Source organism: Streptosporangium sp. NPDC006007, assembly GCF_040614315.1.
GTDB lineage: Bacteria > Actinomycetota > Actinomycetes > Streptosporangiales > Streptosporangiaceae > Streptosporangium.
Map to the genome: position 1 here is coordinate 63,091 of NZ_JBEXUG010000026.1, position 22,594 is coordinate 85,684.

General features: G+C 72.4%; 18 protein-coding genes. 14 read left to right on the forward strand and 4 right to left on the reverse strand.

Translation table 11 applies throughout. The annotated features are described in order from the left end of the window. The first annotated feature begins 4 nt into the window (after positions 1-4). The 5 genes from ABZ194_RS20410 to ABZ194_RS20430 all read left to right on the forward strand — a co-directional run bounded on the left by ABZ194_RS20410 (position 5) and on the right by ABZ194_RS20430 (position 9,230). Positions 5-994 carry an enediyne biosynthesis protein gene (locus tag ABZ194_RS20410; RefSeq protein ID WP_355598428.1) on the forward strand — a complete coding sequence of 330 codons (990 nt, stop codon included), beginning with the start codon at positions 5-7 and terminating at the stop codon, positions 992-994. Next, positions 991-6,747 (forward strand): type I polyketide synthase, encoded by a 5,757-nt coding sequence (locus ABZ194_RS20415; RefSeq protein ID WP_355598430.1) that lies wholly within the window; start codon positions 991-993, stop codon positions 6,745-6,747. Before ABZ194_RS20410 ends, ABZ194_RS20415 begins: the two co-directional genes overlap by 4 nt. A gap of 5 nt (positions 6,748-6,752) precedes the next feature. Beyond that, positions 6,753-7,181 (forward strand): acyl-CoA thioesterase, encoded by a 429-nt coding sequence (locus ABZ194_RS20420; RefSeq protein WP_355598432.1) that lies wholly within the window; start codon positions 6,753-6,755, stop codon positions 7,179-7,181. 25 nt (positions 7,182-7,206) lie between these two features. Then, positions 7,207-7,743, forward strand: coding sequence for a flavin reductase family protein (locus ABZ194_RS20425; RefSeq protein WP_355598434.1), 537 nt, complete (start codon positions 7,207-7,209; stop codon positions 7,741-7,743). An 83-nt stretch (positions 7,744-7,826) separates the two neighbouring features. Beyond that, the gene (locus ABZ194_RS20430) at positions 7,827-9,230 is read left to right on the forward strand and encodes a cytochrome P450 (protein ID WP_355598436.1); all 1,404 of its coding nucleotides are present in this window, start codon (positions 7,827-7,829) and stop codon (positions 9,228-9,230) included. 51 nt (positions 9,231-9,281) lie between these two features. On the opposite strand, the gene ABZ194_RS20435 is transcribed toward ABZ194_RS20430, so the two are convergent. Further along, a complete protein-coding gene (locus tag ABZ194_RS20435) occupies positions 9,282-10,052 on the reverse strand; it encodes an AraC family transcriptional regulator (protein ID WP_355598438.1) in 771 nt (256 codons plus the stop codon). A gap of 531 nt (positions 10,053-10,583) precedes the next feature. Here ABZ194_RS20435 and ABZ194_RS20440 point away from each other — a divergent pair. The 3 genes from ABZ194_RS20440 to ABZ194_RS20450 are packed head-to-tail and all read left to right on the forward strand — an operon-like array spanning position 10,584 to position 13,871. Next, positions 10,584-11,153: a DUF5987 family protein gene (locus ABZ194_RS20440; protein ID WP_355598440.1), complete on the forward strand. Its 570-nt coding sequence runs from the start codon at positions 10,584-10,586 to the stop codon at positions 11,151-11,153. Further along, positions 11,150-12,805: a GMC family oxidoreductase gene (locus ABZ194_RS20445; RefSeq protein ID WP_355598442.1), complete on the forward strand. Its 1,656-nt coding sequence runs from the start codon at positions 11,150-11,152 to the stop codon at positions 12,803-12,805. Before ABZ194_RS20440 ends, ABZ194_RS20445 begins: the two co-directional genes overlap by 4 nt. Positions 12,806-12,824: 19 nt before the next feature. Then, positions 12,825-13,871: a carboxymuconolactone decarboxylase family protein gene (locus ABZ194_RS20450; RefSeq protein ID WP_355598444.1), complete on the forward strand. Its 1,047-nt coding sequence runs from the start codon at positions 12,825-12,827 to the stop codon at positions 13,869-13,871. 282 nt (positions 13,872-14,153) lie between these two features. On the opposite strand, the gene ABZ194_RS20455 is transcribed toward ABZ194_RS20450, so the two are convergent. Beyond that, on the reverse strand, positions 14,154-14,717 hold the full coding sequence (locus tag ABZ194_RS20455; protein WP_355598446.1) for a hypothetical protein: 564 nt from the start codon (positions 14,715-14,717) through the stop codon (positions 14,154-14,156). A gap of 236 nt (positions 14,718-14,953) precedes the next feature. Here ABZ194_RS20455 and ABZ194_RS20460 point away from each other — a divergent pair, with 236 nt between their 5' ends. Both ABZ194_RS20460 and ABZ194_RS20465 read left to right on the forward strand, forming a co-directional pair. Next, the gene (locus tag ABZ194_RS20460) at positions 14,954-15,232 is read left to right on the forward strand and encodes a hypothetical protein (protein ID WP_355598448.1); all 279 of its coding nucleotides are present in this window, start codon (positions 14,954-14,956) and stop codon (positions 15,230-15,232) included. Then, a complete protein-coding gene (locus ABZ194_RS20465; RefSeq protein WP_355598450.1) occupies positions 15,229-17,004 on the forward strand; it encodes an acyl-CoA carboxylase subunit beta in 1,776 nt (591 codons plus the stop codon). The genes ABZ194_RS20460 and ABZ194_RS20465 overlap by 4 nt, the downstream gene beginning before the upstream one ends. Before the next feature lie 89 nt (positions 17,005-17,093). Here the strand turns inward: ABZ194_RS20465 and ABZ194_RS20470 are convergent, their stop codons facing one another. Further along, a complete protein-coding gene (locus ABZ194_RS20470) occupies positions 17,094-17,777 on the reverse strand; it encodes a TetR/AcrR family transcriptional regulator (RefSeq protein WP_355598452.1) in 684 nt (227 codons plus the stop codon). A gap of 85 nt (positions 17,778-17,862) precedes the next feature. Here ABZ194_RS20470 and ABZ194_RS20475 point away from each other — a divergent pair, with 85 nt between their 5' ends. Continuing rightward, positions 17,863-19,167, forward strand: coding sequence for a carotenoid oxygenase family protein (locus tag ABZ194_RS20475; RefSeq protein WP_355598454.1), 1,305 nt, complete (start codon positions 17,863-17,865; stop codon positions 19,165-19,167). 81 nt (positions 19,168-19,248) lie between these two features. Here the strand turns inward: ABZ194_RS20475 and ABZ194_RS20480 are convergent, their stop codons facing one another. Next, positions 19,249-19,698: a hypothetical protein gene (locus tag ABZ194_RS20480; RefSeq protein ID WP_355598456.1), complete on the reverse strand. Its 450-nt coding sequence runs from the start codon at positions 19,696-19,698 to the stop codon at positions 19,249-19,251. A gap of 97 nt (positions 19,699-19,795) precedes the next feature. Here ABZ194_RS20480 and ABZ194_RS20485 point away from each other — a divergent pair, with 97 nt between their 5' ends. The 3 genes from ABZ194_RS20485 (at position 19,796) to ABZ194_RS20495 (ending at position 22,405) form a co-directional block, all read left to right on the forward strand. Beyond that, positions 19,796-20,482, forward strand: coding sequence for a response regulator transcription factor (locus tag ABZ194_RS20485; RefSeq protein ID WP_355598458.1), 687 nt, complete (start codon positions 19,796-19,798; stop codon positions 20,480-20,482). Between the two features lie 33 nt (positions 20,483-20,515). Then, the gene (locus tag ABZ194_RS20490) at positions 20,516-21,793 is read left to right on the forward strand and encodes a HAMP domain-containing sensor histidine kinase (RefSeq protein WP_355598460.1); all 1,278 of its coding nucleotides are present in this window, start codon (positions 20,516-20,518) and stop codon (positions 21,791-21,793) included. 108 nt (positions 21,794-21,901) lie between these two features. Further along, positions 21,902-22,405, forward strand: a complete 504-nt coding sequence (locus ABZ194_RS20495; protein WP_355598462.1) for a hypothetical protein — start codon at positions 21,902-21,904, stop codon at positions 22,403-22,405. The last annotated feature ends 189 nt before the right edge of the window (positions 22,406-22,594 follow it).

Consider the following 22,594-nt stretch of genomic DNA (forward strand, 5'->3'; position numbering starts at 1 on the left):
CGACATGTCTGACAAGACGCCCGCCGTCCCGCGTCACGACCCGAAGGTCACCATCGCGCTGCGCAACTTCGCGATGTCGATCACGGTCTTCAACATCGTCGGCTACACGCTCCTCGGGTTCGAGCAGCCCTGGCTGTGGCCCTTCGTCGCCCTGGCCGTCGGCTACACCGTGGAGATCGGGCTGGAGTACATCGCGGCCCGGGTGGACGGGCGCGCGCCGCGCTTCGCGGGCAACGGCGTGCGCGGCCTCATGGAGTTCCTCTACCCCGCCCACATCACCAGCCTCGCCATGAACATGCTGATCTACGTCAACGACCAGGTGCTGGTACTGGTCTTCGGGGTCACCGTCGCGGTCGGCGCCAAGTGGGTGCTGCGGGCTCCGGTACGCGGCAGGCTGCGGCACTTCATGAACCCGTCGAACTTCGGCATCGCCGTCATCCTGCTGATCCTGCCCTGGGCCAGCATCGCGCCGCCCTACCACTTCACCGAGAACGTCGACACCTGGATCGACTGGCTCATCCCGGGGCTCATCATCCTCGGCGGCAGCATGATCAACGGAAAGCTCACCGGCCGGATGTGGCTGATCGCCGCCTGGGTGGGCGGCTTCGCCCTCCAGTCGATCGTCCGCGGCGTCTTCTTCGACACCTCCATCGCCGGGGCGCTGGGCACCATGACCGGTGTCGCCTTCATCCTCTTCAGCAACTACATGATCACCGACCCGGGCACCAGCCCGTCCCGGCCGGCGGCGCAGATGGCCTTCGGCGGCGGCGTCGCCCTGACCTACGGCTTCTACACCGCCGTGCACATCCCCTACGGGCTCTTCTTCGCCACCGCCACCGTCTGCCTGATCCGCGGCGCCTTCCTCTGGTCGCTCCACCTGGTCGACCGGGCGCGTGAGCAGCGCGAGGCGCAGGAACACCGTACGGCCGGCGACGCGATCGCCCAGAACGCCTCCGGCCCCCCGAGCACCGGAAAAGAGGTCGCCTCGGTATGACCAGGATCGCGATCGTCGGCATGGCGTGCCGCTACCCGGATGCCGCGTCGCCGAGGGAACTGTGGGAGAACGTCCTCGCCGGACGCCGCGCCTTCCGCCGGCTGCCCGACGCGCGCATGCGGCTGGAGGACTACTGGGACGCCGACCCCGCGGCCCCGGACCGCTTCTACGCGCGCAACGCGGCGGTCATCGAGGGCTACGAGTTCGACCGGATCGGTTACAAGATCGCCGGCAGCACCTACCGCTCGACCGACCTGACCCACTGGCTGGCGCTCGACACGGCGGCGCTGGCCCTGGCCGACGCGGGCTTCCCCCGGGGCGAGGGACTGCCGGGGGAACGCACCGGCGTGGTGGTGGGCAACACCCTCACCGGTGAGTTCGCCCGGGCCAACCTGATGCGGCTGCGCTGGCCGTACGTACGCCGAACGGTCGCCGCCGCGCTCAAGGGGCAGGGGTGGGGTGACGACGCGCTGGCCGGGTTCCTCGACGACCTGGAGGTCACCTACAAGAGCCCGTTCCCCGTCCCCGACGAGGACACCCTCGCGGGCGGCCTGTCCAACACGATCGCCGGGCGGATCTGCAACCACTTCGACCTCAAGGGCGGCGGCTACACCGTGGACGGCGCCTGCTCCTCCTCGCTGCTCTCGGTGGTCACGGCCTGCGGGACGCTTCTCGACGGCGACGTCGACGTCGCGATCGCCGGCGGGGTCGACCTGTCCATCGACCCGTTCGAGATAGTGGGGTTCGCCAAGACCGGCGCCCTGGCCAGGAGCGAGATGCGGCTCTACGACCGCCGGTCCAACGGCTTCTGGCCGGGTGAGGGTTGCGGGATGGTCGTGCTGATGCGCGAGGACGACGCCGGGGAGGCCGGGCGCCGCGTCTACGCCACCATCGCCGGGTGGGGCGTCTCCTCCGACGGCAAGGGCGGCATCACCCGGCCCGAGGTCGCCGGATACCGGCTGGCGCTGCGGCGCGCCTACCGGCGGGCCGGGTTCGGCATCGACACCGTGGCCATGTTCGAGGGCCACGGCACCGGCACCGAGGTCGGCGACCGGACCGAGCTCACCGCGCTCACCCTGGCCAGGGCCGCGGCCGGTCCCGCGGGCTCCCGGGCCGCGATCAGCTCGATCAAGGGGCTGATCGGGCACACCAAGGCCGCCGCCGGGGTGGCCGGCCTGATCAAGGCCGCGATGGCGGTTCACCACCGGGTGCTGCCGCCGACCACCGGCTGCGTCGAGCCCCATCCCGTGCTGGAGGAGGAGACGGCGCGGCTGCGGGTGCTGCGCAGGGCGGAGCCGTGGCCGGTCGGCGCCCCGCTGCGCGCGGGCGTCACAGCCATGGGATTCGGCGGCATCAACACCCACGTGGTGCTGGAGAAGGACACCTCCGAGGCCTCCCGCCGGCGTGTCTCGCTCGACACCCGCACCAGGGCGCTGGTCTCCTCGGTCCAGGACGTGGAACTGCTGCTCCTCGACGGGGGGTCGCCACCGGAGCTGCGGGAGCGCCTGGTGCGGCTGCTCGACTTCGTGCCGGGCCTGTCCTACGCCCAGCTCGCGGACCTGGCCGCCGCGCTCCAGCGCGAGCTGACCGGCCGGCCCTACCGGGCGGCCGTCGTCGTCTCCTCACCCGAGGACGCCGAGCGGCGGCTGCGCCGTGTGCTGGAGGCCCTCGACACGGGGGAGATCCCGCTGTTCGCGGCGGACGGCCGCGGCTTCCTCGGCCAGGTGAGCGGGCCGGGCCGGATCGGCTACCTCTTTCCCGGCCAGGGGTCGGGGCGGGGCACCAGCGGCGGCGCGCTGCGCCGGCGCCTCGCCGAGGCGGAGGAGATCTACCTCAACGCGGCACTGCCCGCGGACGGCGACATGGTCGCGACCGCGGTCGCGCAGCCGCGCATCGTCACCGGCTCGATGGCCGGGCTGCGCGCCCTGGCCGTCCTCGGCCTTGAGGCGAGCGTCGCGGTCGGCCACAGCCTCGGCGAGATCTCGGCGCTGCGGTGGGCCGGCGCGATGGACGAGGAGGCCCTGCTCCGGGTGGCCGCCGTCCGGGGCCGGACCATGGCCGCCCGCAGCGCCTCCGGCACCATGGCGGGGATCGCCGCCTCCGCCGACCGGGTCACCGCCCTCATGGCCGGTCTGCCCGTCGTGATCGCCGGTTACAACGGGCCCGAGCAGACCGTCGTCGCCGGGCCGGACGACGCCGTGCGGGCCGTCGGCCGCAGAGCCGTGGCCGAGGGCGTGCAGTGGACTCCGCTACAGGTGTCGCACGCCTTCCACTCACCGCTGATGGCGGACGCCGCCGACGCCTTCGGCGAGCGGCTGGCCGACGAGGAGTTCGGCAGGGTCGGGCTCCGGGTCGTCTCCACGGTCACCGGGGAGGCGCTGCCCGCCGACACCGACATTCCGGCACTGCTGCGCCGGCAGATCACCGACCCCGTACTGTTCGGACAGGCGGTGGAGCTGGCTGCCAAGGACATCGACCTGTTCGTCGAGGTCGGCCCCGGACGGGTGCTCAGCGGGCTGGTCGGCGCGGTGACCGACGTGCCCTCGGTCGCGCTGGACACCGACGACGAGTCGCTGGCGGGGCTGCTGAGAGTGGTCGCGGCGGCCTACGTGGCCGGCGTCCCGGTCGCGCCCGAGGCGCTCTTCCACGGCCGGCTGACCCGGCCCCTGCGGATCGGCGCGGAGTTCGCCTTCTTCGAGAGCCCCTGCGAGCAGGTACCGCCGGCCCCGGTCCCGGTCGTGGTCGGAACCGTCACCGCGGTCGAGGCGCCGCCGCGGCGGAGCACCGGTGAGGCCGCCGTCGACCTGCTGCGCAGGCTGGCGGCCGAGCGCGCCGAGCTGCCGGTGGACATGGTGCGCGGTGACAGCCACCTCCTCGACGACCTGCACCTGAGCTCGATCACGGTGGGGCAGATCGTCAACCAGGCGGCCCGGGGCCTGGGCCTGTCGCCGGCCCAGGCCCCGACCAACTTCGCCACCGCGACCGTGCTCGAACTGGCCGAGGCGCTGGACACGCTGGCCGAGACCGACCGGGCCGCCGACGCCGGACCCGCCCCGACGGTGACCGGTGCCGCCGCGTGGGCCAGGCCCTTCGCACTCGACCTCGACGAGCTGCCGCCGCCGGTGGCGCGGGTACGGGAGGGGAACGGTCCCTGGCGGCTCCACGCGGCCGGCGACCACCCGTTCGCCGAACGGCTCCGCCGGGAGCTGGAGCGCGCGAACCTGGGCGGGGGAGTCCTGGTCTGCCTGCCCCCGGACTGCGCCGAACAGGACCTGGAGCAGGCGCTGCTGGGCGCGAAGGCCGCCGTCGCCGGTCCCGGCAGCCGGTTCGTCCTGGTCCAGCACGGCCGGGGCGCGGCGGGCCTGGCCAGGACGCTCTCGCTGGAGGCGCCCCACCTGCGCGTCACCGTCGTGCACACGCCGGTGACGCCCGAGGCGGCCGGCCGGGTGGTCACCGAGGTGGCGGCGACCACGCGTTACGCCGAGGCGCACTACGACGGCCACGGCGTACGGCGGGTGCCGACTCTGCGCGCGATGCCGGTACGGCCGGCCCGCACCCACCGGCCGCTGCACGACTCCGACGTGCTCCTGGTGACCGGTGGAGGCAAGGGCATCACCGCGGAGTGCGCGCTGGCGCTGGCGTCCGACAGCGGTGCCGCACTGATCGTCCTCGGCCGTTCCGACCCCGAGGGGGATCGGGAGCTCGCGGCCAACCTGCGGCGGATGGCGGACACCGGTGTGACCGTCGAATACGCCAGGGCCGACGTCACGGATCCCTGCCGGGTGCGTGAAGCGGTCGCCGCGGCCACCCGGAAGACCGGGCCGGTCACCGCGGTGCTGCACGGCGCCGGCCGTAACGAGCCGGGCGCGCTGGCCGGCCTCGACATGGCCGCCTTCCGCCGCACCCTCGCCCCCAAGGTCGACGGACTGCGGGCCGTGCTCGACGCGATCGACCCGGACGGGCTGCGGCTGCTCGTGACGTTCGGCAGCATCATCGGCCGGGCCGGGCTCCGCGGTGAGGCGCACTACGCCACCGCGAACGAGTGGCTGGCGAGCCTCACCCAGGAGGTGGCGGAACGGCACCCGCGCTGCCGCACCCTGTGCATGGAGTGGTCGGTCTGGTCCGGTGTCGGCATGGGCGAGCGGCTGGCGGTCGTCGAGACCCTGTCCCGTGACGGCGTCGCCCCCATCACCCCCGACCAGGGGGTGCGGATCATGCGGCGGCTGGTCGCCGATCCCGACGCGCCGACCGTGGTGGTGATCAGCGGGCGCACCGAGGGCGTCGGCACCGTCCGCCGCGACCTGCCGGCGCTGCCGCTGCTGCGCTTCGTCGGCAGGCCGCTGATCCGCTACCACGGTGTCGAACTGGTCACCGAGGTGGAGCTGAACGCGGGCACCGACCTCTATCTCGCCGACCACCGCCTCGACGGCAACCTGCTCTTCCCCGCGGTGTTCGGCATGGAGGCGATGACCCAGGTCGCCGTCGCGGCCACCGGGTGGGCCGGGCCGCCGACGATCGAGGGGGCGGAGTTCCCGCGGCCCGTCGTGGTGCCGCCGGACGGCACCACGACGATCCGGATCGCGGCGACCGTCACCGACGACGACACCGTCGAGGTGGCCGTCCGCAGCGCGGAGACCGGCTTCGACGCCGACCACTTCCGGGCCACGCTCCGCTTCCCCGGCGCCGCGGCGCCCGGCGGGCCGCCGGACCGGGCCGGCGACGGCCTGCCGGTGGTGCCGCTGGACCCGGTGGCGGACCTGTACGGCGGCGTCCTCTTCCAGGGCGGCCGTTTCCAGCGGCTCCGCCGCTATCATCGGGCCGCCGCCCGGCACGTCGACGCGGACGTGGCGGCGTGGGAGGCGGCCGACTGGTTCTCCGGCTTCCTCCCCGGTGAGCTGCTGCTCGGCGACCCCGGCATGCGCGACGCGCTGATGCACGGCAACCAGGTGTGCGTGCCGGACGCCACGCTGCTGCCGGCCGGGATCGAGCGGGTGTACCCCGGCGGGGCCGCGCTGGCCGAGGCGGGCGAGCTGCGCTACTGCGCCACCGAACGGCGCCGCGACGGCGACACCTACGTCTACGACATCGCGGTGCGCACCGGCGCGGGCGAGGTCGTCGAGCGGTGGGAGGGGCTGCGCCTGCGGGCCGTGCGCAAGGGGGACGGGCGCGGGCCGTGGGTGGCTCCGCTGCTCGGGCCGTACCTGGAACGCGCGCTGGAGGACGTGCTCGGCACGCGGGTGGCGGTCGCCGTCGAGCCGCACGGCCCGGGGGAGCGCCGCGCCCGGACCGCCGTGGCCGCCGGGCGTGCCCTCGGTCACCCGGCCGAGATCCGCTACCGTCCGGACGGGCGGCCTGAGATCGACGGCGGTCAGGCGATCTCGGCGTCCCACGGGGCGGGGGTGACCCTCTGCGTCACGGCCGCCGGCACCGTGGGCTGCGACGTCGAGGCGGTGACCGAACGTCCGGCGCTGACCTGGGAGGGGCTGCTCGGCTCGCGCCTGCGGCTCGCCGAGCTGGTCGCCGTGGAACTCGGCGGAGGCCTGGACGCCGCGGCGACGCGGGTGTGGTCCGCCGTCGAGTGCCTGCGGAAGGCCGGTCTCCCCCCGGACGCCCCGCTCACCTGGACCCCGGCGGGGCAGGGCCCCTGGACGGTCTTCGCCTCCGGCGCGTCGCGGATCGCGACACTCCTCACGGCTCTGCGGGACGTCTCCGGCCCCGTCGTGTTCGCGGTCCTCACCGAGGGGCGGTCGTAGCCGCCATGGGCAACTACTTCGAGTATCTGCACACGGTCGGCTTCGAGGAGACCAACATCGTGGGCAACGTCTACTACGTCAACTACCTGCGCTGGCAGGGGCGTTGCCGGGAGATGTTCCTGAAACTCCGCGCGCCGGACGTGCTCGCCGAGCTCCAGGCCGACCTGAAACTCTTCACATTGAAGGTCGACTGCGAGTTCTTCTCCGAGATCACCGCCTTCGACGACCTCGCCATCAGGATGCGCCTGATCGACCTGGCCCAGACCCAGCTTGAGTTCGGCTTCGACTACGTCCGGCTCGACCTGGGCGAACGGGAGACGCTCATCGCCCGCGGCCGGCAGCGGGTGGCGTGCATGCGGGGTCCCAACAGCCGCACCGTCCCCGCCAGGGTCCCCGAGGCGCTGACCCGCGCCCTCGAACCCTACCTGTCCTAGGCGCGGGCCCGATGGAGAGAGCAGCATGAGCGTCAGTCCTGAGCCGTCCGGCGACGTGACGGACCCGAAGGTGATGCGACGCGCGTTCGGGAAGTTCGCCACCGGCGTCACCGTGGTGTCCGTCGGCGGCGGCACCCCGCACGCCATGACCGCGAACTCCTTCACCTCGGTCTCGCTCGACCCGCCGCTCGTGCTGGTCTGCGTCGGCCGCAGCGGGGTCATGCACGGCCGCCTCACCGCCGCCGGCTCCTTCGGGGTATCCGTGCTGGCCGCCCACCAGGAGTCCGTGGCACGGCGTTTCGCCAACCGCCGGCGGATCCTGGGCCCGTCCCAGTTCGACGCCGTCGACTGGCTGCCCGGCGACCTCACCGGCGCGCCGTTGCTCACCGGCACCCTCGCCAGGTTCGAGTGCGAGCTGTGGCGCACCCACGACGGCGGCGACCACACGATCTTCATCGGCAGGGTGCTCTCCCTGGAGCAGCAGGACGACCGGGAGGCCCTGCTGTTCTTCCACGGCAGTTTCCGCCGGATCATCCCCGACCGGAGTGAGGTGAGGGCCTGACCTGCCCCGCACACCGCCGGGTCGCCCCGGCGCCGCGCCTCCCCCGGGGCCTGAGCCCGGGGACTCCACGCTGGAGGTATTCGATGAGCCTGACCAGACGACGTGCCGGGGCCGTACCGGCGAGATCGTCTCCGCTCCCCGGCACCGGCCCGGTGCCGCCCGGGCCGCCGCGCAGGGCGGCGCTCGGCCTGTTCGTGAAGCTGACCCGCGACCGGCTCGCGCTGATGACGTCGGCCGCGGCGGAGTACGGCGACGCGGTCCGGATCTCCCTCGGGCCCAAGACGCTCTACTTCTTCAACCATCCCGACCACGCCAAGCACGTGCTGGCCGACAACAGCGCCAACTACCACAAGGGGATCGGCCTGGCCCAGGCCCGCCGAGCCCTCGGCGACGGGCTGCTGACCAGCGAGGGAGAGCTGTGGCGCGAGCAGCGCCGGATGATCCAGCCGGCGTTCCAGCATCGGAGGATCGCCCAGCAGGCGGGGGCCGTCGCCGAGGAGGCGGCCGGCCTGGTGGACCGGCTGCGGGCGCACCGGGACGGTCGGCCGGTAGACGTGCTCCAGGAGATGACCGGGCTCACCCTCGGCGTGCTCGGCCGTACCCTGCTCGACGCCGACCTCGGCGCCTTCGGCTCGGTGGCGCACTCGTTCGAGGCCGTGCAGGACCAGGCGATGTTCGAGATGGTGACGCTGGGCGCGGTGCCGATGTGGCTTCCCCTGCCCAAGCAGCTGCGTTTCCGCCGGGCCCGCAGGGAGCTGCAACGGGTCGTCGACCGGCTGGTGGCCCAGCGTACGGCGCGCCGGGGCGAGGAGGGCGACGACGTGCTCTCCCGTCTGATCGTCTCGACCCGGCGGGAGCGCGACGGCCGGGTCGGCCGGCAGCGGATGAGGGACGAGCTGATCACACTGCTCCTCGCCGGGCACGAGACGACGGCCAGCACGCTGGGCTGGACCTTCCACCTGGTCGACCGGCATCCGGAGGTCTGGGCGAGGTTGCACGGCGAGGCGGCCGAGGTGCTCGGCGACCGGCTGCCGGTCTATGAGGATCTGCGCCGGCTGAGGTACACGGCGATGGTGGTGGAGGAGGCCATGCGGCTCTACCCGCCCGTGTGGATCCTGACGCGCCAGGCCCAGGAGGACGACGAGGTCGGCGCCTATCACGTGCCGGCCGGCTCCGACGTGCTGATCTGCCCCTACACGCTGCACCGGCACCCGGGCCTGTGGGAGGACCCCGAGCGCTTCGACCCCGAGCGCTTCGATCCGGATCACGCCCCGGCCCGCCCCCGGTACGCCTACATCCCGTTCGGCGCGGGGCCCCGGTTCTGCGTCGGCAACAGTCTCGGCATGATGGAGGCCGTCTTCGTGGTCGCGATGATCGCGCGGGACCTCCGGCTGGTCGGGGTGCCCGGCCGGGAGGCTGTCGCCGAGCCCATGCTCTCCCTCCGGATGCGCGGCGGGCTGCCGATGACGGTGCACCCGGTGAGATGACGACGGCCGCAGGCTTCCTTGGCTGCGGCCGTGCTCCGACAGGTCACAGGGTCAGCTCGCGACCGAGTTGAGCGCCACCAGTCGTACGTCGAGCAGGGCGAGCAGAACGGGAGGGTCGAGGGTGTCTATCGGTCGTAGTTGAACATCAGCGGGTTTCACCACGATGTCATGCTTTATTGTGATCGGTCCGTAGCCGCCGACGTACACCGACTGGTCCCGGCCCAGGTTGCCGATGCTCTTCTCGTTGCCGGGGGCCACCGAGTGCGCCAGCAGATGCCAGGCGCCTTGGGGGACGTCGTCCAGCGCGTACGGTCCCGGACGGCGCAGCACGGCGCACCGCACCGGGGGGCCCTGCGGGATGCAGGTGGGGAACAGTCCGACGAAAATGAGGCCGCACTGCTCCGTCGACGGCGCACAGACCCTGCCCTGGACGGACGCCGGCCGTGTCTCCTTGCCACCGGGCCGGTCACCGGTGGAGATCAGCGGGGCGAAACCACCGTGCCGGCGGTATGTGGTGGGCGCGAGCCCCACGCAGCTTTTGAAACGGGAACTGAAGGTGCCGACGCTGGAGTAACCAACCTGGATGCTGATGTCCGCGACGCTCAATGAGGTCGAAAGCAGGAGCCGCTTGGCCTCCTGGAGCCGTAGCGCCGACAGGAACCGTCCGGGGGAGATACCGGTGACCTGCCGGAACACCCGGGAGAAATGAAACTTGCTGAACATGGCGGTGCGGGCCATGTCGTCGATGGTGAGCTCGTCGCCGAGGTGTTCGCGCATGGTCTCGATAACCCGCCTGACAGCTTTCTCAAGAGCCTCTTCCACTGCACCTCTCCATTTGTTGAAAATTCATCAACATGAACGACGTGAAAAATATTCATTGAATCGCCCTTTTGTCCCGGTGTGATTCTTTGCCGTGTGGATTTGCCGCCGCACGGGTTTTTTTATCCCTGTCGAGCGGCTAATGAAATGATCGGCAACAATATTTCTAAATCAACATCTGACAGCTGTCAACTGTGTCAGCAATGTGTGCTCCCTGTGTCTGAGCTGCTACTCTAGGTTGTGAGTGTCATTAATGGGGTATTAGTGCGCTGCTAAAAACGGTGCGGAAAGAGGGTTGACAGGACGGCAATTCAGAAGATGCGCAACCCGTGACCACACTCGGACGATGGAGCCGACCGGAACCGAATTTGATATGTGAGTTCATTTGCTCACAGTTGCTCACAGATCTCGCCGGGCGAGGGTCGTGCCGGCCCCGCCCGCCGCCGGATCCCGTCTGTGAAACGAGGGTTCGGCCGACGCGACGACTTCTCGGCGGCACAAGCCGTACTCCCTCGCCGACAGGAGGAAACGCCGGTGCAACCGGGTATCCCAGACGAAGAGCAGGCCAGGACGATGACGCTGGAGGCGTTCGCGGACACGATCGTCCCCGGTGAGAAGCGCTCACCGGACGACCAGGCGATCGCCGGCGCCGTGACGGGCGGTGGCGCGGTGGTGGCCGGCGCCGTCGAGCTGCTGGAGACGCCCGCGACCGGGCTGGCACCCGCGCTGGGCGACTTCGCCCGGCTGCTGAACGAGCACGCGCGGAGCTACGCCGCCCAGTGCGGGCTCGACCTCGGCACCACCCCGCCGCCGTTCGTCGCCCTGTCGTTCTCCCACCGCACCGCCCTGGTGGGGATACTCACCGCTCCCGGTCATCCGGAGCGGGAGCTCTGGGTCAGCGTCGCCCTGTTCAGCAACATGGCCTTCGACACCGCAGCCCACATGCACACCCTGGACGCCATCGCCGCCGGTCACCCCGGTCTGGCGGCGATGGGCTTCGCCAAGCCGGACGCCGACGGCCTGTGGCGCTTCCCCGACTACTCCTACGGGCGGAGGCTGGCCGGCCTCCATCCGGATACGACCTCGACGGGGAGCCCCGCGTGAGCGCCACGGAGACCACGGACGTCCTCGTGGTCGGCAGCGGTTTCGGCGGCGCGATCGCGGCCTACCACCTCGCGGCAGGCGGCGCCCGGGTCGTGGTGCTCGAACGCGGGCCGTGGTTGCAGGGGGAGGACTTCGACCACGACTTCAAGCTCGGGTCGTCCTACACGCGGATCTTCGACTTCGTGTTGGGCGACGGCATGAGCCTGCTCGGAGGCAACTGCGTCGGCGGCGGCAGCGTCGTGTACTTCGCCGCGATGCCCCGCGCGCCGCGGTTCGTCTTCGAGCGCCGGGGGAACATCGGCAGGCGGATGTGGCCCGCGGCCATCACCCGCGACATCCTGGACCCCTGGTACGACCGGGTGGCCGAGGCGCTCCCGGTGACCAGGCAGGGCTGGGACTCGGTCACCTACTCGGGCGGGCTGTTCGCGGCGGCGTGCGCGCACGCCGGGCGCACGGCCAACCCGGTGCCGGTGGCCATCGACGGCGACAAGTGCACGAACTGCAACTGGATGATGTCCGGCTGCCGGTTCGACGCCAAACGCTCCCTGCTCTTCAACTACCTGCCCGCGGCCGTCGCGCACGGGGCGCAGATCCGGCCGATGCACGAGGTGCAGCACCTGTCCCGCACCGGCGACGGCGGCTACCGGGTGCACTACGGCGTCGTCGACGACGAGGACTACCGGGTGCAGACCGGGAGCGGGACGATCGACGCCAAGATCGTTGTACTGGCGGCCGGCGCCGGAGCCACCCCGGTGATCCTTCAGCGCTCGGCGGCCGCCCTGGGCGCCATGCCGACCGCCGTGGGCAGATACTTCTCCGGCAACGGCGAACGGCTCAACACCGCGATCCTCAACGAGGACCGGGTCCGCGACCTGCTCGGGCTGACCCGTGGCGGGGGAGCGGCCTACGAGGCGTCCCAGATCGGCAAGGGGCCGTGCGTGGCGAGCTGGGACCGCCTGGACGGCTCGCTGCCCGAGTACTCCCGCTACTCGCTGGAGCAGCTCTACTTCCCGCCCGGTTTCGGCACCATCCTCGCGCAGGTGCCCGACGCGACCGGTCCCACCTGGTTCGGCGCGGAGAAGAAGGAGATCGTACGGCGCTGGCAGTCGTGGCTCACCATCTTCACCATGAGCGAGGACGACAACGAGGGGGTCTTCGGGCCACCCCCGCCCTCCGGCAACGCGGTACGCATCTCCCAGCAGATGCTCGGGCGCGGCCCGATCCGGTACCGGCCGACCGCGAACACGCTGCGCGGCTGGGCGCAGGCCGACGCCGACGTGCGGGACATCATGGAGCGCGACGGGCTGTCTCGGGTGATGCCGTGGACCAACGACGTGGTGGGCGCCTACACCGTGCACCCGCTGGCCTCCTGCCGCATCGGCGACGATCCGAGCACCTCGGCGCTTGACGACCGTCACGAGCTGCGCGGCCATCCGGGCATCTTCGTCACCGACGGCTCGGCCGTGCCGGGGGCGCTGACGGTCAACCCGGCGCTGACCATCGCCGCGCTGGCCGAACGCGCGATCCCGGCCATCGTGGGGGCCGCGCGGGAGCGGGGTGTGGAGGTCGTCTACGGGGCGCCGTCACCGGACGGCGCCACGAGCGGACGGCGCGGGGCTCTGCCGTTCGTGCCCGGTCTGGCGCGCAGGTAGCCGAGTGAGGGGGCACGCGATGGGCGGGACGCTTGTCCGGGCGGCGCTGCGGAGGTCACTCGGCCAGATCCGCCACGTCTCCCCGGTACGGCCGGACGCCGCGCGGGGACCGGTCGCCGAGGTCTACGCGCGGTGCGAGCGGGAGTTCGGCATGCTCGCGCCGCCCGTCGCCCTCCACTCGCCCGCACCGGCGCTCCTGGCGGCCTGCTGGATGATGCTGCGGGAGACGCTCCTGGCCGGCGGGGCGGCCGGCCGCCCCGCCAGGGAGGCGGTCGCGGCCGGGGTGTCGCTCGGCAACGCCTGCCCCTACTGCGCGGGGGTGCACGGTGCCACGCTGCGCGGCCTGATCGGGGGGAGGGAGGCCGCGGGGCGCCTCGCGCCGATCACCGCGTGGGCGCGGACGGGAGGGACGCGGGAGGAGGCCGCCGGGCGGGGGAGGCCGTTCCCGGCCGGGCGGACCGCGGAGTTCGTGGGCGTGGCGGTCACCTTTCACTATCTCAACCGCATGGTCAATGTGTTTCTGGACGACACCCCCCTTCCGCCGCGCGTGCCCGCCGCGGCACGTGGCGGCCTCATGCGGGCGCTCGGCTGGTTCATGCGGCCCGCGGCCCGCGAGGGCCGGGCGCCGGGCGCCTCGCTGGACCTGCTGCCCGCGGCACCGCTGCCCGCCGACCTGTCCTGGGCGGCCGGCGCGCCGGGCGTGGCCGGTGCCTTCGCCCGTACGGCACAGGCCGTCGAGGCGGCGGGCCGCCACTCGGTGCCCGAGGCCGTACGCGACCTTGTCGCGACCCGGCTGGCGGCCTGGGACGGCCGCCCCGCCGGTCTCGGCCGGGCATGGGCCGAGGACGCCGTGTCGGGCCTGCCCGCCGCCGACCGTCCGGCCGGGCGGCTGGCCCTGCTGACGGCCCTGACCTCGTACCAGGTCGGCCCGTCCGCGGTTCGGGCGTTCCGGGCCGCCGGCTCGGACGACGCGGCCCTGATCGAGCTCACCTCGTGGGCGGCCTTCGCCGCGGCCAGGCGGCTGGGCGGCCGGATGGCGGAGGGGCCGGTGGACACCCCGGCGTAGTGCGGGGGAAACGGCCATTCTTTCGCTACTCGTGAGAAATTCTCATGTCAATTTCCCGGTCCGGTTTCAGAGCCCGAACGCCCAGAGCCGAGGTGCCGCGCGACGGAGACGCCGAGAACGCGCGACGGTCCGGGCCGTTAACGCGGCCCGGACCGATGCGCCTGCCGCCGATATCCGGCGGGAGACGTGAGCGGGAGTGTTTCCGTGAATTTCGGTCCGCCCCTTAAGGGGCGGACGGGGCCGGCGGGCACGGGGGCGCCCCGCCGCGCGGGCGCGCTCCCGTCAGGCGGGCGCAGGCGCGCAGGTGCATCTCATGATCGCGCGCTCGGACGCGGTGGGGCGGCGGTGGAGGATCATCGCCACCACCATGGGCGCGAAGACGATCGCGTTGTAGAACAGGTGCAGTTCGACGCGGGGGACCAGGAGCTGGATGACGCTCGTCGGCACCGGCCTGCCCAGCAGGTGGTTGCCGGTGAGCGCCTGCAGGAGCAGCAGCAGGTGCTCCAGGTGATGCCAGACCTGGATGCCCAGCGCGATGTTCCACCAGGTACGGGCCCGGCCGGTGAAACCCTTCCTGAGCAGGATGAAACCGATGAGCATGATCAGTGCGTAGCCGTAGTGCATCCACTCGGACGTCACCAGCCACGGGAAGGGCAGGCCGAGCACGCCCCGGGCCTCGGGCACCGGCCAGCCCAGGGCGTATATCTGCACGGCCTGCACCACGTGCTCGGCCCAGTGGGCCAGCACGATCAGCAGGAAGATGTTCAGTCCGGTCCGGTGATGGGACCCGTTGACGGTCGCCATCCCGCCGGGAAAGCGACCCGCCGAAGCCGCCTCAGACACCATGCGGAAACCTCCGCTCTCGAATTGAGCCGCATCGCTGAATGTCCGTAATGGAGATTATTGTCACGCCGCCGCCAACCGTGGCAACCCGAATTCACCGTGCCCATCTTCCGGATTGCTGGATTGTCGGATTCGCCCCCCGATGGAGGGTAACTCCGGTCGGGTAAAAGCACAATTGGAGAAGACAGAGGGATCTCCGTTCGTGCACGCTTGGTGCGAAACGCCTAATGACTCCGCCCATGAGCGAGGTATTTCTGATGCCGGTGAGCGTGACAGGCGGTATCGGGTTCGTCGGTGCGCACTCGGCCGCGGCGTCCGTGCGGGCGGCCCACCGGGTCCGTCTGCTCGTGCGCGAGCCGTCCGGGGTGGGCCGGGCCCCGGCCCCGTCCGGCGTCGCCCCGAGACCCGTCGCCGAGACCCTGGGGGACACCGTGCGCCGGCTGTACGGGAACGGCCACCTGTCGGCCGGGCGGGCGGGCACGGCCGGCGCGGACCCCTCGCCGGTGACGGCGCGATGACCGGAGACGTCACCATGAGCGAGCTGATCGACCGGCGGCCCCCCGCGCCGGACACCGCCCCCCTGATCCCGGACCTCACGGACCCCGCGCCCGACGCCTCCGCCGGGCCGGTGACGGAGACCGGGCGGCACGCCGACGGCGACCCCTCCGATCCCACCGGCGGTTCCGGCGGTTCCGGCCATGTGAACAGATATCCTCCGCGGGACCCGCCGCCGGGGGCGGTGCGGACGATGGACCTCCTGCGGGAGCGGCACAGCGGTCTGCGCGGCCGGATCGCCGCCGGTTCCCGGGGCGCGGTGGACCGGCAGCGGGCGCTCGGCAAGCGCACGGCGCGGGAACGGCTGGACCTGCTGCTGGACGAGGGGTCGTTCACCGAGATCGACATGTACCGCCGCCACCAGGCCCACGGCCTCAAGGTCGGTGAGCACCGCCCGCACACCGACGGCGTGGTCGCCGGATCCGGCACCATCGACGGTCGCCGGGTGTTCGTCTACGCCCAGGACTTCACCGTCTTCGGCGGGTCGCTCGGCCAGGCGCACGCGTCGAAGATCCACAAGGTGATGGACCTGGCGATCGCCACCGGGGCTCCGCTCATCGGGCTCAACGACAGCGGAGGCGCCCGGATCCAGGAGGGGGTGATGGCCCTCGACGGATACGGCGGGATATTCCGCCGCAACGTCCAGGCCTCGGGGGTGATACCGCAGATCAGCGTGGTGCTCGGCCCCTGCGCCGGTGGGGCGGCCTACTCGCCGGCCCTGGCCGACTTCACCTTCATGGTCCGCGACACCGCGAAGATGTATCTGACCGGGCCGGACGTCGTCGAGGCGGTCAGCGGGCAGCGCGTCAGCCACGAGGACCTCGGCGGCGCCGAGGTTCACGGCAGGCTGTCCGGGGTGGCGACCTTCGTCCACGACGACGAGGAGAGCGCCCTTGAGGACGTGCGCCACCTCATCTCGCTGCTCCCCGGCAACAACCTGGATCCGCCGCCCAGGGCGCCGTCGTGCCAGGCGGCCATGGACCACCGGCCCCGGCTCGCCGAGATCGTGCCGGTCGAGCCGAACAAGCCCTACGACATGCGGTCGGTCGTCGCCGAACTGGTCGACGACGAGGAGTTCCTTGAGGTGCACGAGGGCTGGGCTCCCAACGTGATCTGCGTGCTGGCCCGCGTCGACGGCGAGGTGGTCGGCGTGGTCGGCAACCAGCCCATGGTGCTCGCCGGTGTGCTGGACGCCGTCGCGGCGCAGAAGGCGGCACGGTTCGTGCGGTTCTGCGATGCCTTCGGCATCCCGCTGGTGACGCTGGTCGACGTGCCGGGCTTTCTGCCCGGCACCGAGCAGGAGCACGCGGGCGTCATCCGGCACGGTGCCAAACTCCTGTACGCCTACTGCGAGGCGACCGTGCCCCGCATCCAGGTCATTCTGCGCAAGGCGTACGGCGGGGCGTACATCGTGATGGACTCCCGTTCCATCGGCAGTGACCTGTCGCTGGCGTGGCCGACGAACGAGATCGCGGTGATGGGCGCCGAGGGCGCGGTGAACGTCATCTTCCGCAAGGAGCTGGCCGCCGCCGCCGACCCCGAGGGGCTCAGGTCGGACCTGGTCGCCGAGTACGCCGAGCAGCTCATGCACCCGCACTACGCGGCGGAGCGGGGACTGGTCGACGACGTGATCGACCCGGCGCAGACGCGGTCCGCGATCGCGCGAGGGCTGGCCATGCTGCGGAACAAGCGCCAGACGCCGCCTCGGCGCAAGCACGGCAACATGCCGCTCTGATCGCCGGGCGGGGGAGCCTCGCCGGCCGCTCCCGGCTGGGCGGACACAGAGCCGGGCACGCCTGTGGGCCGCCGGGGCGGCGGCCGGCGTCACCCGTCCGCGGCCGGTTCCGTCCGCACGGCCTCGACCTCGTCGCGCATCCGGCCCCTGGAGGCCGCCACCGAACCGGCGGCGGCCTCCAGGGTGTCGCCGGAGCTGACCATCAGGCCGGCGAGCTGCGCCTCGAAGCACCGGTCGGCGTCGTAGGGGGCGATCAGGTATCCGCCCAGTTCGAGGGCGACCAGCCCGTGGATCGCGCTCCACATCAGGTGCGCGACAAGCTCGGCGTCGCCGGCCCGGAACCGGCCCGCCGCGAAGCACCGGGTCGCGCACTCCACGGCGTTGCCCAGGGTGTAGCGCCCGTGCTGGCGGTCCTCCTCGGTGAGGGAGAACCCGGCCAGTGAGGATCCGCCGAACATCACCGCGTACAGGTGCGGGTTGGCCAGCGCGTTGTACCGGTACGCCCTGCCGAGCAGGGCCATGTCGGCGACCGGGTCGCCGGTCCGGCGTACGCGGGTGAGGTGGTGATGCAGGCGGGCGAACCCCTCGCGCACCATCTCGCGCACCAGCCCGCTCATCCCGCCGAAGTGGGTGTAGACCGCCATCGTCGAGCTGTCCGCCTCGGTGGCGAGCCGCCGGGTGGAAAGGGCCTGGGGGCCCTCCTCGGCCAGCAGCCGGGCGGCGATGTCAACCAGCACCGGCCGGATCGTGGGGTCGGCCCGACGAGGACTCATCTTGACAGTATTACATAACAGCGATATGTTTTATCCACAACACTGTTATGGTATTTATCGGCCTCGCCCCGAGGAGGCGATCGGCATGGCCGCCCCAGCTCGCGCACCCGGTCCGGTAACGGCACTCGCCTCCCCGGCGATCCGCGACCCGGCGCAGGAGGAACGTCTGCCGATCGAGGGCGCGCTCCCCGCGGACCTGGACGGGTGCCTCCTCCAGACCTTCCCTCATCCGGCGGGAACGGGCCGGGCCGGTGGCGGGCTCGTCCTCTCGGGCATCAGGCTGGGCGCGGGCGCCGCCCGCAGGCACCGCGCCACGGCGGCGGCGCCAGGCGGCACCGCGCTCGGGCCGGTCCCGGCCCTGGCCCCCTCACTCCGGTTCCCCGACGGCGCCGCCCACGGTGCCGCCGACGCCGACGGCACGCCGGCTCCGCGCGCCCCCGGTCATCTCTCCGGCCATGTCACGCTGGCCCGCCCGATCCGCGACCCGGCGACCGGGCGGTGGCACACGGTCGCCGGCCATCCGGGTCTGGGACAGGCCGAGCACCTGGTCGCCTGCCCCGGAGGCACCGTGGTGCGGGCCCGGCCGTTCGCCCTTGGCGGCGCACCCCTCATGCACGCGGTCGCGCTCACCGAGCGGTACGTCGTCGTGTTCGACCTGCCCGTGGTCTACCACCACGCGGCGGCCCTGGTCGGCGCGCGTCTCCCCTACACCTGGCAGCCGGGCAGGCCCGCCCGCGTCGGTCTTCTCCCCCGGCACGGTACGGCGGAGCCGCGCTGGTTCCGGATCGGCCCCTGCCACATCTCCCGGGCGGTGAACGCCTACGACGAGGGCGACCGGGTCGTCCTGGACGCGGTGTGGCACCCGAGGGCCTTCGACACCGCCCCCACGCCCGCGCCGCCGCACCTGCGCCGCCTGACATTCGACCTGGCCGGCGGCGCCGTCCGCGAGCGACCGCTGAGCGCGGCCCACCAGACGGCACTGGTGGACGAGCGGGTCTGCGGTCGCAGGCACCGTCACGTGTTCGGCTCTCACGACCGGCCACGCGGGGCGGTCCTGCTCCGCCACGATCTCGTGGCGGGCCGTACCCACACCTACGAGCTCGGCGGTGGGCGGCGGGTCGACCCTCCCGTCTTCGTGCCGCGACCGGCCCGTGGTCCGCTCGGCGGACAGCGGGACGCCGAGGGCGACGGCTGGATCCTGGCCCTCGCGCACGACGACGCCCACCGGCGCGCCGAACTGCTGGTGTTCGACGCTCTCGACCTGGCCGCCGGGCCGTCCGCCACGGTCCGCCTCCCGGGCGGCTCCCCCGCGGCGCACCGTGCCACCTGGCTGCCCGCCGAAGAGGCCTCCTCGCCGGCCCGGCCGGGGCCGCCGCGCGCCGGGGCCTGAGCCGTCGCGTACCGGGCCGGTCCCGGCGCGGAGACGGTGCCGGGCCGGACGCCGTCCGGATGAGCCGGGCCCGAGACGATCTCAGTCGGACTCGTGATCGTCGTCGGGGCGGATCGTCGCGCTGGGCGTCCCGTACGGGCAGGTGACCTCCACCACGATCCGGTGGTCGTCGGACTCGAACTCGATCGAGGCGATGGGCGCGGGACCGCCTTCAACCTCGTCGACGCCGTACCCCTGGGCGGGACTCCACGAGAACAGGGAGGCCCGGCCCGCCTTGCAGGCGGCCATCAGGGAACCCTCGGGATAGGAGAAGCTCCTGACGGCCGCGCCCGGCGGGGGGGAGGGAGGCTGGGCGACGGGGCCGCCGCTCGCGCCGGCCAGCACGCGCTCGACCTCGCCCGACGTCATGACCCTGACCTCCTGGCCGGTGAGGTCGGCACCGATCAAGGACACCGCCCAGGTACCGGCGACCACGGTGAGGGCCGCCGCGGTGAGCCAGCTCCCCAGGCCGAGCAGTGCGCGTCGATTCATCACATGAACATCCAACTTCTAGAACCATCTATCTATAAAGTACATTTTTTTATGTTGTGCTGTTAATCAAGGCTTTCGGTGGAGGGGCTAGGGCACGGTGGCGCATCTTCTGCTCGTCGAGGACGACCCTCTGGTCCGGTCCGCGCTGATCCGCGCGCTGACCGAGCGCGGGCATGCCGTGACCTCCGCCTCCGCGGGCATGCAGGGACTCACCCGGGCGGTGGAGGACCGGCCCGACCTCGTCGTTCTCGATCTCGGCCTGCCCGACCTGGACGGCTGCGAGGTGCTGCGGATGCTGCGAGCCGTCAGCGCCGTTCCGGTCATCGTGGCGACCGCGCGTGACGATGAGCGCGAGATCGTCCGGGCGCTGGACGCCGGGGCCGACGACTACGTGGTCAAACCGTTCGGCGGTGCCCAGCTGGACGCCCGGATCAGGGCCGTGCTCCGCCGGGGCAGGGAGGCCGACAACGGCATGCCCCCCGTGACGGTCGGCGGCCTCCGTGTCGAACCGGCGGCACGCGAGGCGACCCTCGACGGGGTCCTCCTGGGTCTCACGCCCAAGGAGTTCGACCTGCTGCACTATCTCGCGGTCCGGTCCGGGCAGGTCGTCACCAGGCGGGAACTGCTCACCGAGGTCTGGCGAATGGCGTACGGCGGCGCGGACAAGACCGTCGACGTGCACCTGTCCTGGCTCCGCCGCAAGCTGGGGGAGAGCGCTCAGCGGCCTCGCTACCTGCAGACCGTCCACGGGGTCGGCGTCAAACTCGTCGATCCGGGACCGTGAGACGGACGGGGCGAATCGGATGAGGAGCACCGGATGAGGCGGCGGCTCGCCCTCCTGGCAATGGCGACCACCTCGCTGGTCCTCGTCGCGTTCCTGGTGCCGCTGGCCATGCTGGTGAGCACGGTCGCCGCCGAGCGGGCCACCTCCGGGGCCACCGCCGGAGCGCAGGCGCTGGTCCCCGTGGTCGCCCTCGGCGACCAAGCCACCCTCGACGCCACGGTACGGCAGGCCGGCGAGTCCACCGGGACGCCGATCACCGTCTTCCTGCCGGACGGCACACTTCTCGGCTCCCCCGCCCCACGCGGCCCCTCGGTGGAACTGGCCACACGTGGGCGCAGCATCACCGTGGAAACGCCGGGGGGCAGGGAGATCCTCGTGGCGGTCCAGCGCGGAACCGGTGGAACCGCGGTCATCCGTACGTTCGTCGGCACCGAAAGGCTCAGGCAGGGGGTCGGACGCGCCTGGCTCGTGCTCGGCCTGATCGGGCTGGCCCTGCTCGCCGTGAGCGTCATCGTCGCCGACAGGCTCGCCCGCTCCCTGATCCAGCCGGTCCGGCAGGTCGCCGGCGTCTCCCGCCGATTGGCGGACGGGGATCTGGACGCGCGCGTCGACCCGGCGGGCCCATCGGAGATCCGCGACGTCGGCACCGCCCTCAACCAGCTCGCCACGCGCATCCGCGAGCTGCTCGCCGGCGAACGCGAGGCCGTCGCCGACCTCTCCCACCAGCTCCGCACCCCGGTCACCGCGCTCCGGCTGGAGGTCGAGTCCCTGGGTGACAGGGACGAGGCCGGACGGGTGAGGGATGCCGTCGACACCGTCGAGCGCATGGTCACCCAGGTGATCAGGGAGGCTCGCCGGTTCGACCGGAAGGGGGTGGCGCGCTGCGACGCCGCCGAGGTGGTCGCCGAGCGGGTCACCTTCTGGTCGGCGCTGGCCGAGGACCAGGACCGGCCGGTACGGCGCGGGCTCACCCCCGGCCCGCTCCCCGTCAGGGTGAGCGCGCAGGACCTGGCGGCCTGTGTCGACCTGCTGCTGGAGAACGTCTTCGCCCACACTCCCGACGGCACGCCCTTCGCCGTGGAGCTGACACCGCGCCCCGGAGGCGGCGCCCGCCTGGTGATCGCCGACGAGGGGCCCGGGTTCGCGCATCCGGCCCCGGTCGCCAGGGGGACGAGTGGCGGGTCGTCCACCGGGCTCGGCCTGGACATCGCCCGCCGTACCGCCGAGGGCTCCGGGGGCGGGCTGAGGGCCGGCGGATCGCCGTCCGGAGGGGCCGAAATCACCCTGGAATTCGGCCCGCCGCTGCCTTAACCGTTTATTAGGAAAGTCGCATCATTTTGCTATTGCCCGGCACGGCATTCTCAAGGGGACACCGTAAAAATCCCCGGATAACGCCGGAAGCCACAAGGGAGAATCCAGATGCGCAAGCCCCTGATCACTTTCGCGGGACTCGCGGTCGCCGTGCTCGCCGTGAGCGGCGGCGTCGCCTTCGCCGCCCAGGACGAAAACGAGCCCCGCCCGGCCGGCACGATCTTCGTCGCCCCGCCCCTCTTCGAGACCAAGGCGAGCAGCAGCGCCATTCAGGACGACCCCGGCGGGCGGACCGGGAGCCCGGACGGCAAGGCGGGGAACACCGGCGACGACAAGTGCGAGTGGGACGACGACGCCGACGACCGGTGGGACGACGCCGACGACCGGGCCGAGGACAGGCGGGAGCGGGCCGAGGACAAGGCCGAGGACAAGCGGGAGCAGGCCGAGGACCGGGCCGAGGACCGGTGGGACGACGCCGACGAGCGGTGGGACGACGCCGACGACCGGGCCGAGGACGAGAGGGAGCGGGCCGAGGACCGGGCCGAGGACAAGCGGGAGCGGGCCGAGGACAAGGCCGAGGACAAGCGGGAGGCCAGGGACGGGTGCGAGTGAGACGAGCGGTCCAAGGGACAGGATGGCAAGGGCGAGCAGGACGGTAAGAGCGGCCGGGCCCCTGAGGGGGGCCGGGACGGGCAGAGCCGTCAGGGCGACGGTGACAACGACTGACCAGCCGGACTGTGCCGTACGGTTCCGTTCCCCGGCGCCTTAGGGCGGGGGCGGAGCCGTACCCGGCACCCCGGA

What these genes read in the sequence shown, in the direction of transcription:
- ABZ194_RS20490 (WP_355598460.1), top strand. Translation starts at nt 20,516, where the DNA reads ATGAGGCGGCGGCTCGCCCTCCTGGCAATGGCGACCACCTCGCTGGTC.
- ABZ194_RS20450 (WP_355598444.1), top strand. Translation starts at nt 12,825, where the DNA reads ATGGGCGGGACGCTTGTCCGGGCGGCGCTGCGGAGGTCACTCGGCCAG.
- ABZ194_RS20410 (WP_355598428.1), top strand. Translation starts at nt 5, where the DNA reads ATGTCTGACAAGACGCCCGCCGTCCCGCGTCACGACCCGAAGGTCACC.
- ABZ194_RS20455 (WP_355598446.1), bottom strand. Translation starts at nt 14,717, where the DNA reads ATGGTGTCTGAGGCGGCTTCGGCGGGTCGCTTTCCCGGCGGGATGGCG.
- ABZ194_RS20420 (WP_355598432.1), top strand. Translation starts at nt 6,753, where the DNA reads ATGGGCAACTACTTCGAGTATCTGCACACGGTCGGCTTCGAGGAGACC.
- ABZ194_RS20470 (WP_355598452.1), bottom strand. Translation starts at nt 17,777, where the DNA reads ATGAGTCCTCGTCGGGCCGACCCCACGATCCGGCCGGTGCTGGTTGAC.
- ABZ194_RS20495 (WP_355598462.1), top strand. Translation starts at nt 21,902, where the DNA reads ATGCGCAAGCCCCTGATCACTTTCGCGGGACTCGCGGTCGCCGTGCTC.
- ABZ194_RS20430 (WP_355598436.1), top strand. Translation starts at nt 7,827, where the DNA reads ATGAGCCTGACCAGACGACGTGCCGGGGCCGTACCGGCGAGATCGTCT.
- ABZ194_RS20475 (WP_355598454.1), top strand. Translation starts at nt 17,863, where the DNA reads ATGGCCGCCCCAGCTCGCGCACCCGGTCCGGTAACGGCACTCGCCTCC.
- ABZ194_RS20460 (WP_355598448.1), top strand. Translation starts at nt 14,954, where the DNA reads ATGAGCGAGGTATTTCTGATGCCGGTGAGCGTGACAGGCGGTATCGGG.
- ABZ194_RS20415 (WP_355598430.1), top strand. Translation starts at nt 991, where the DNA reads ATGACCAGGATCGCGATCGTCGGCATGGCGTGCCGCTACCCGGATGCC.
- ABZ194_RS20480 (WP_355598456.1), bottom strand. Translation starts at nt 19,698, where the DNA reads ATGAATCGACGCGCACTGCTCGGCCTGGGGAGCTGGCTCACCGCGGCG.
- ABZ194_RS20425 (WP_355598434.1), top strand. Translation starts at nt 7,207, where the DNA reads ATGAGCGTCAGTCCTGAGCCGTCCGGCGACGTGACGGACCCGAAGGTG.
- ABZ194_RS20465 (WP_355598450.1), top strand. Translation starts at nt 15,229, where the DNA reads ATGACCGGAGACGTCACCATGAGCGAGCTGATCGACCGGCGGCCCCCC.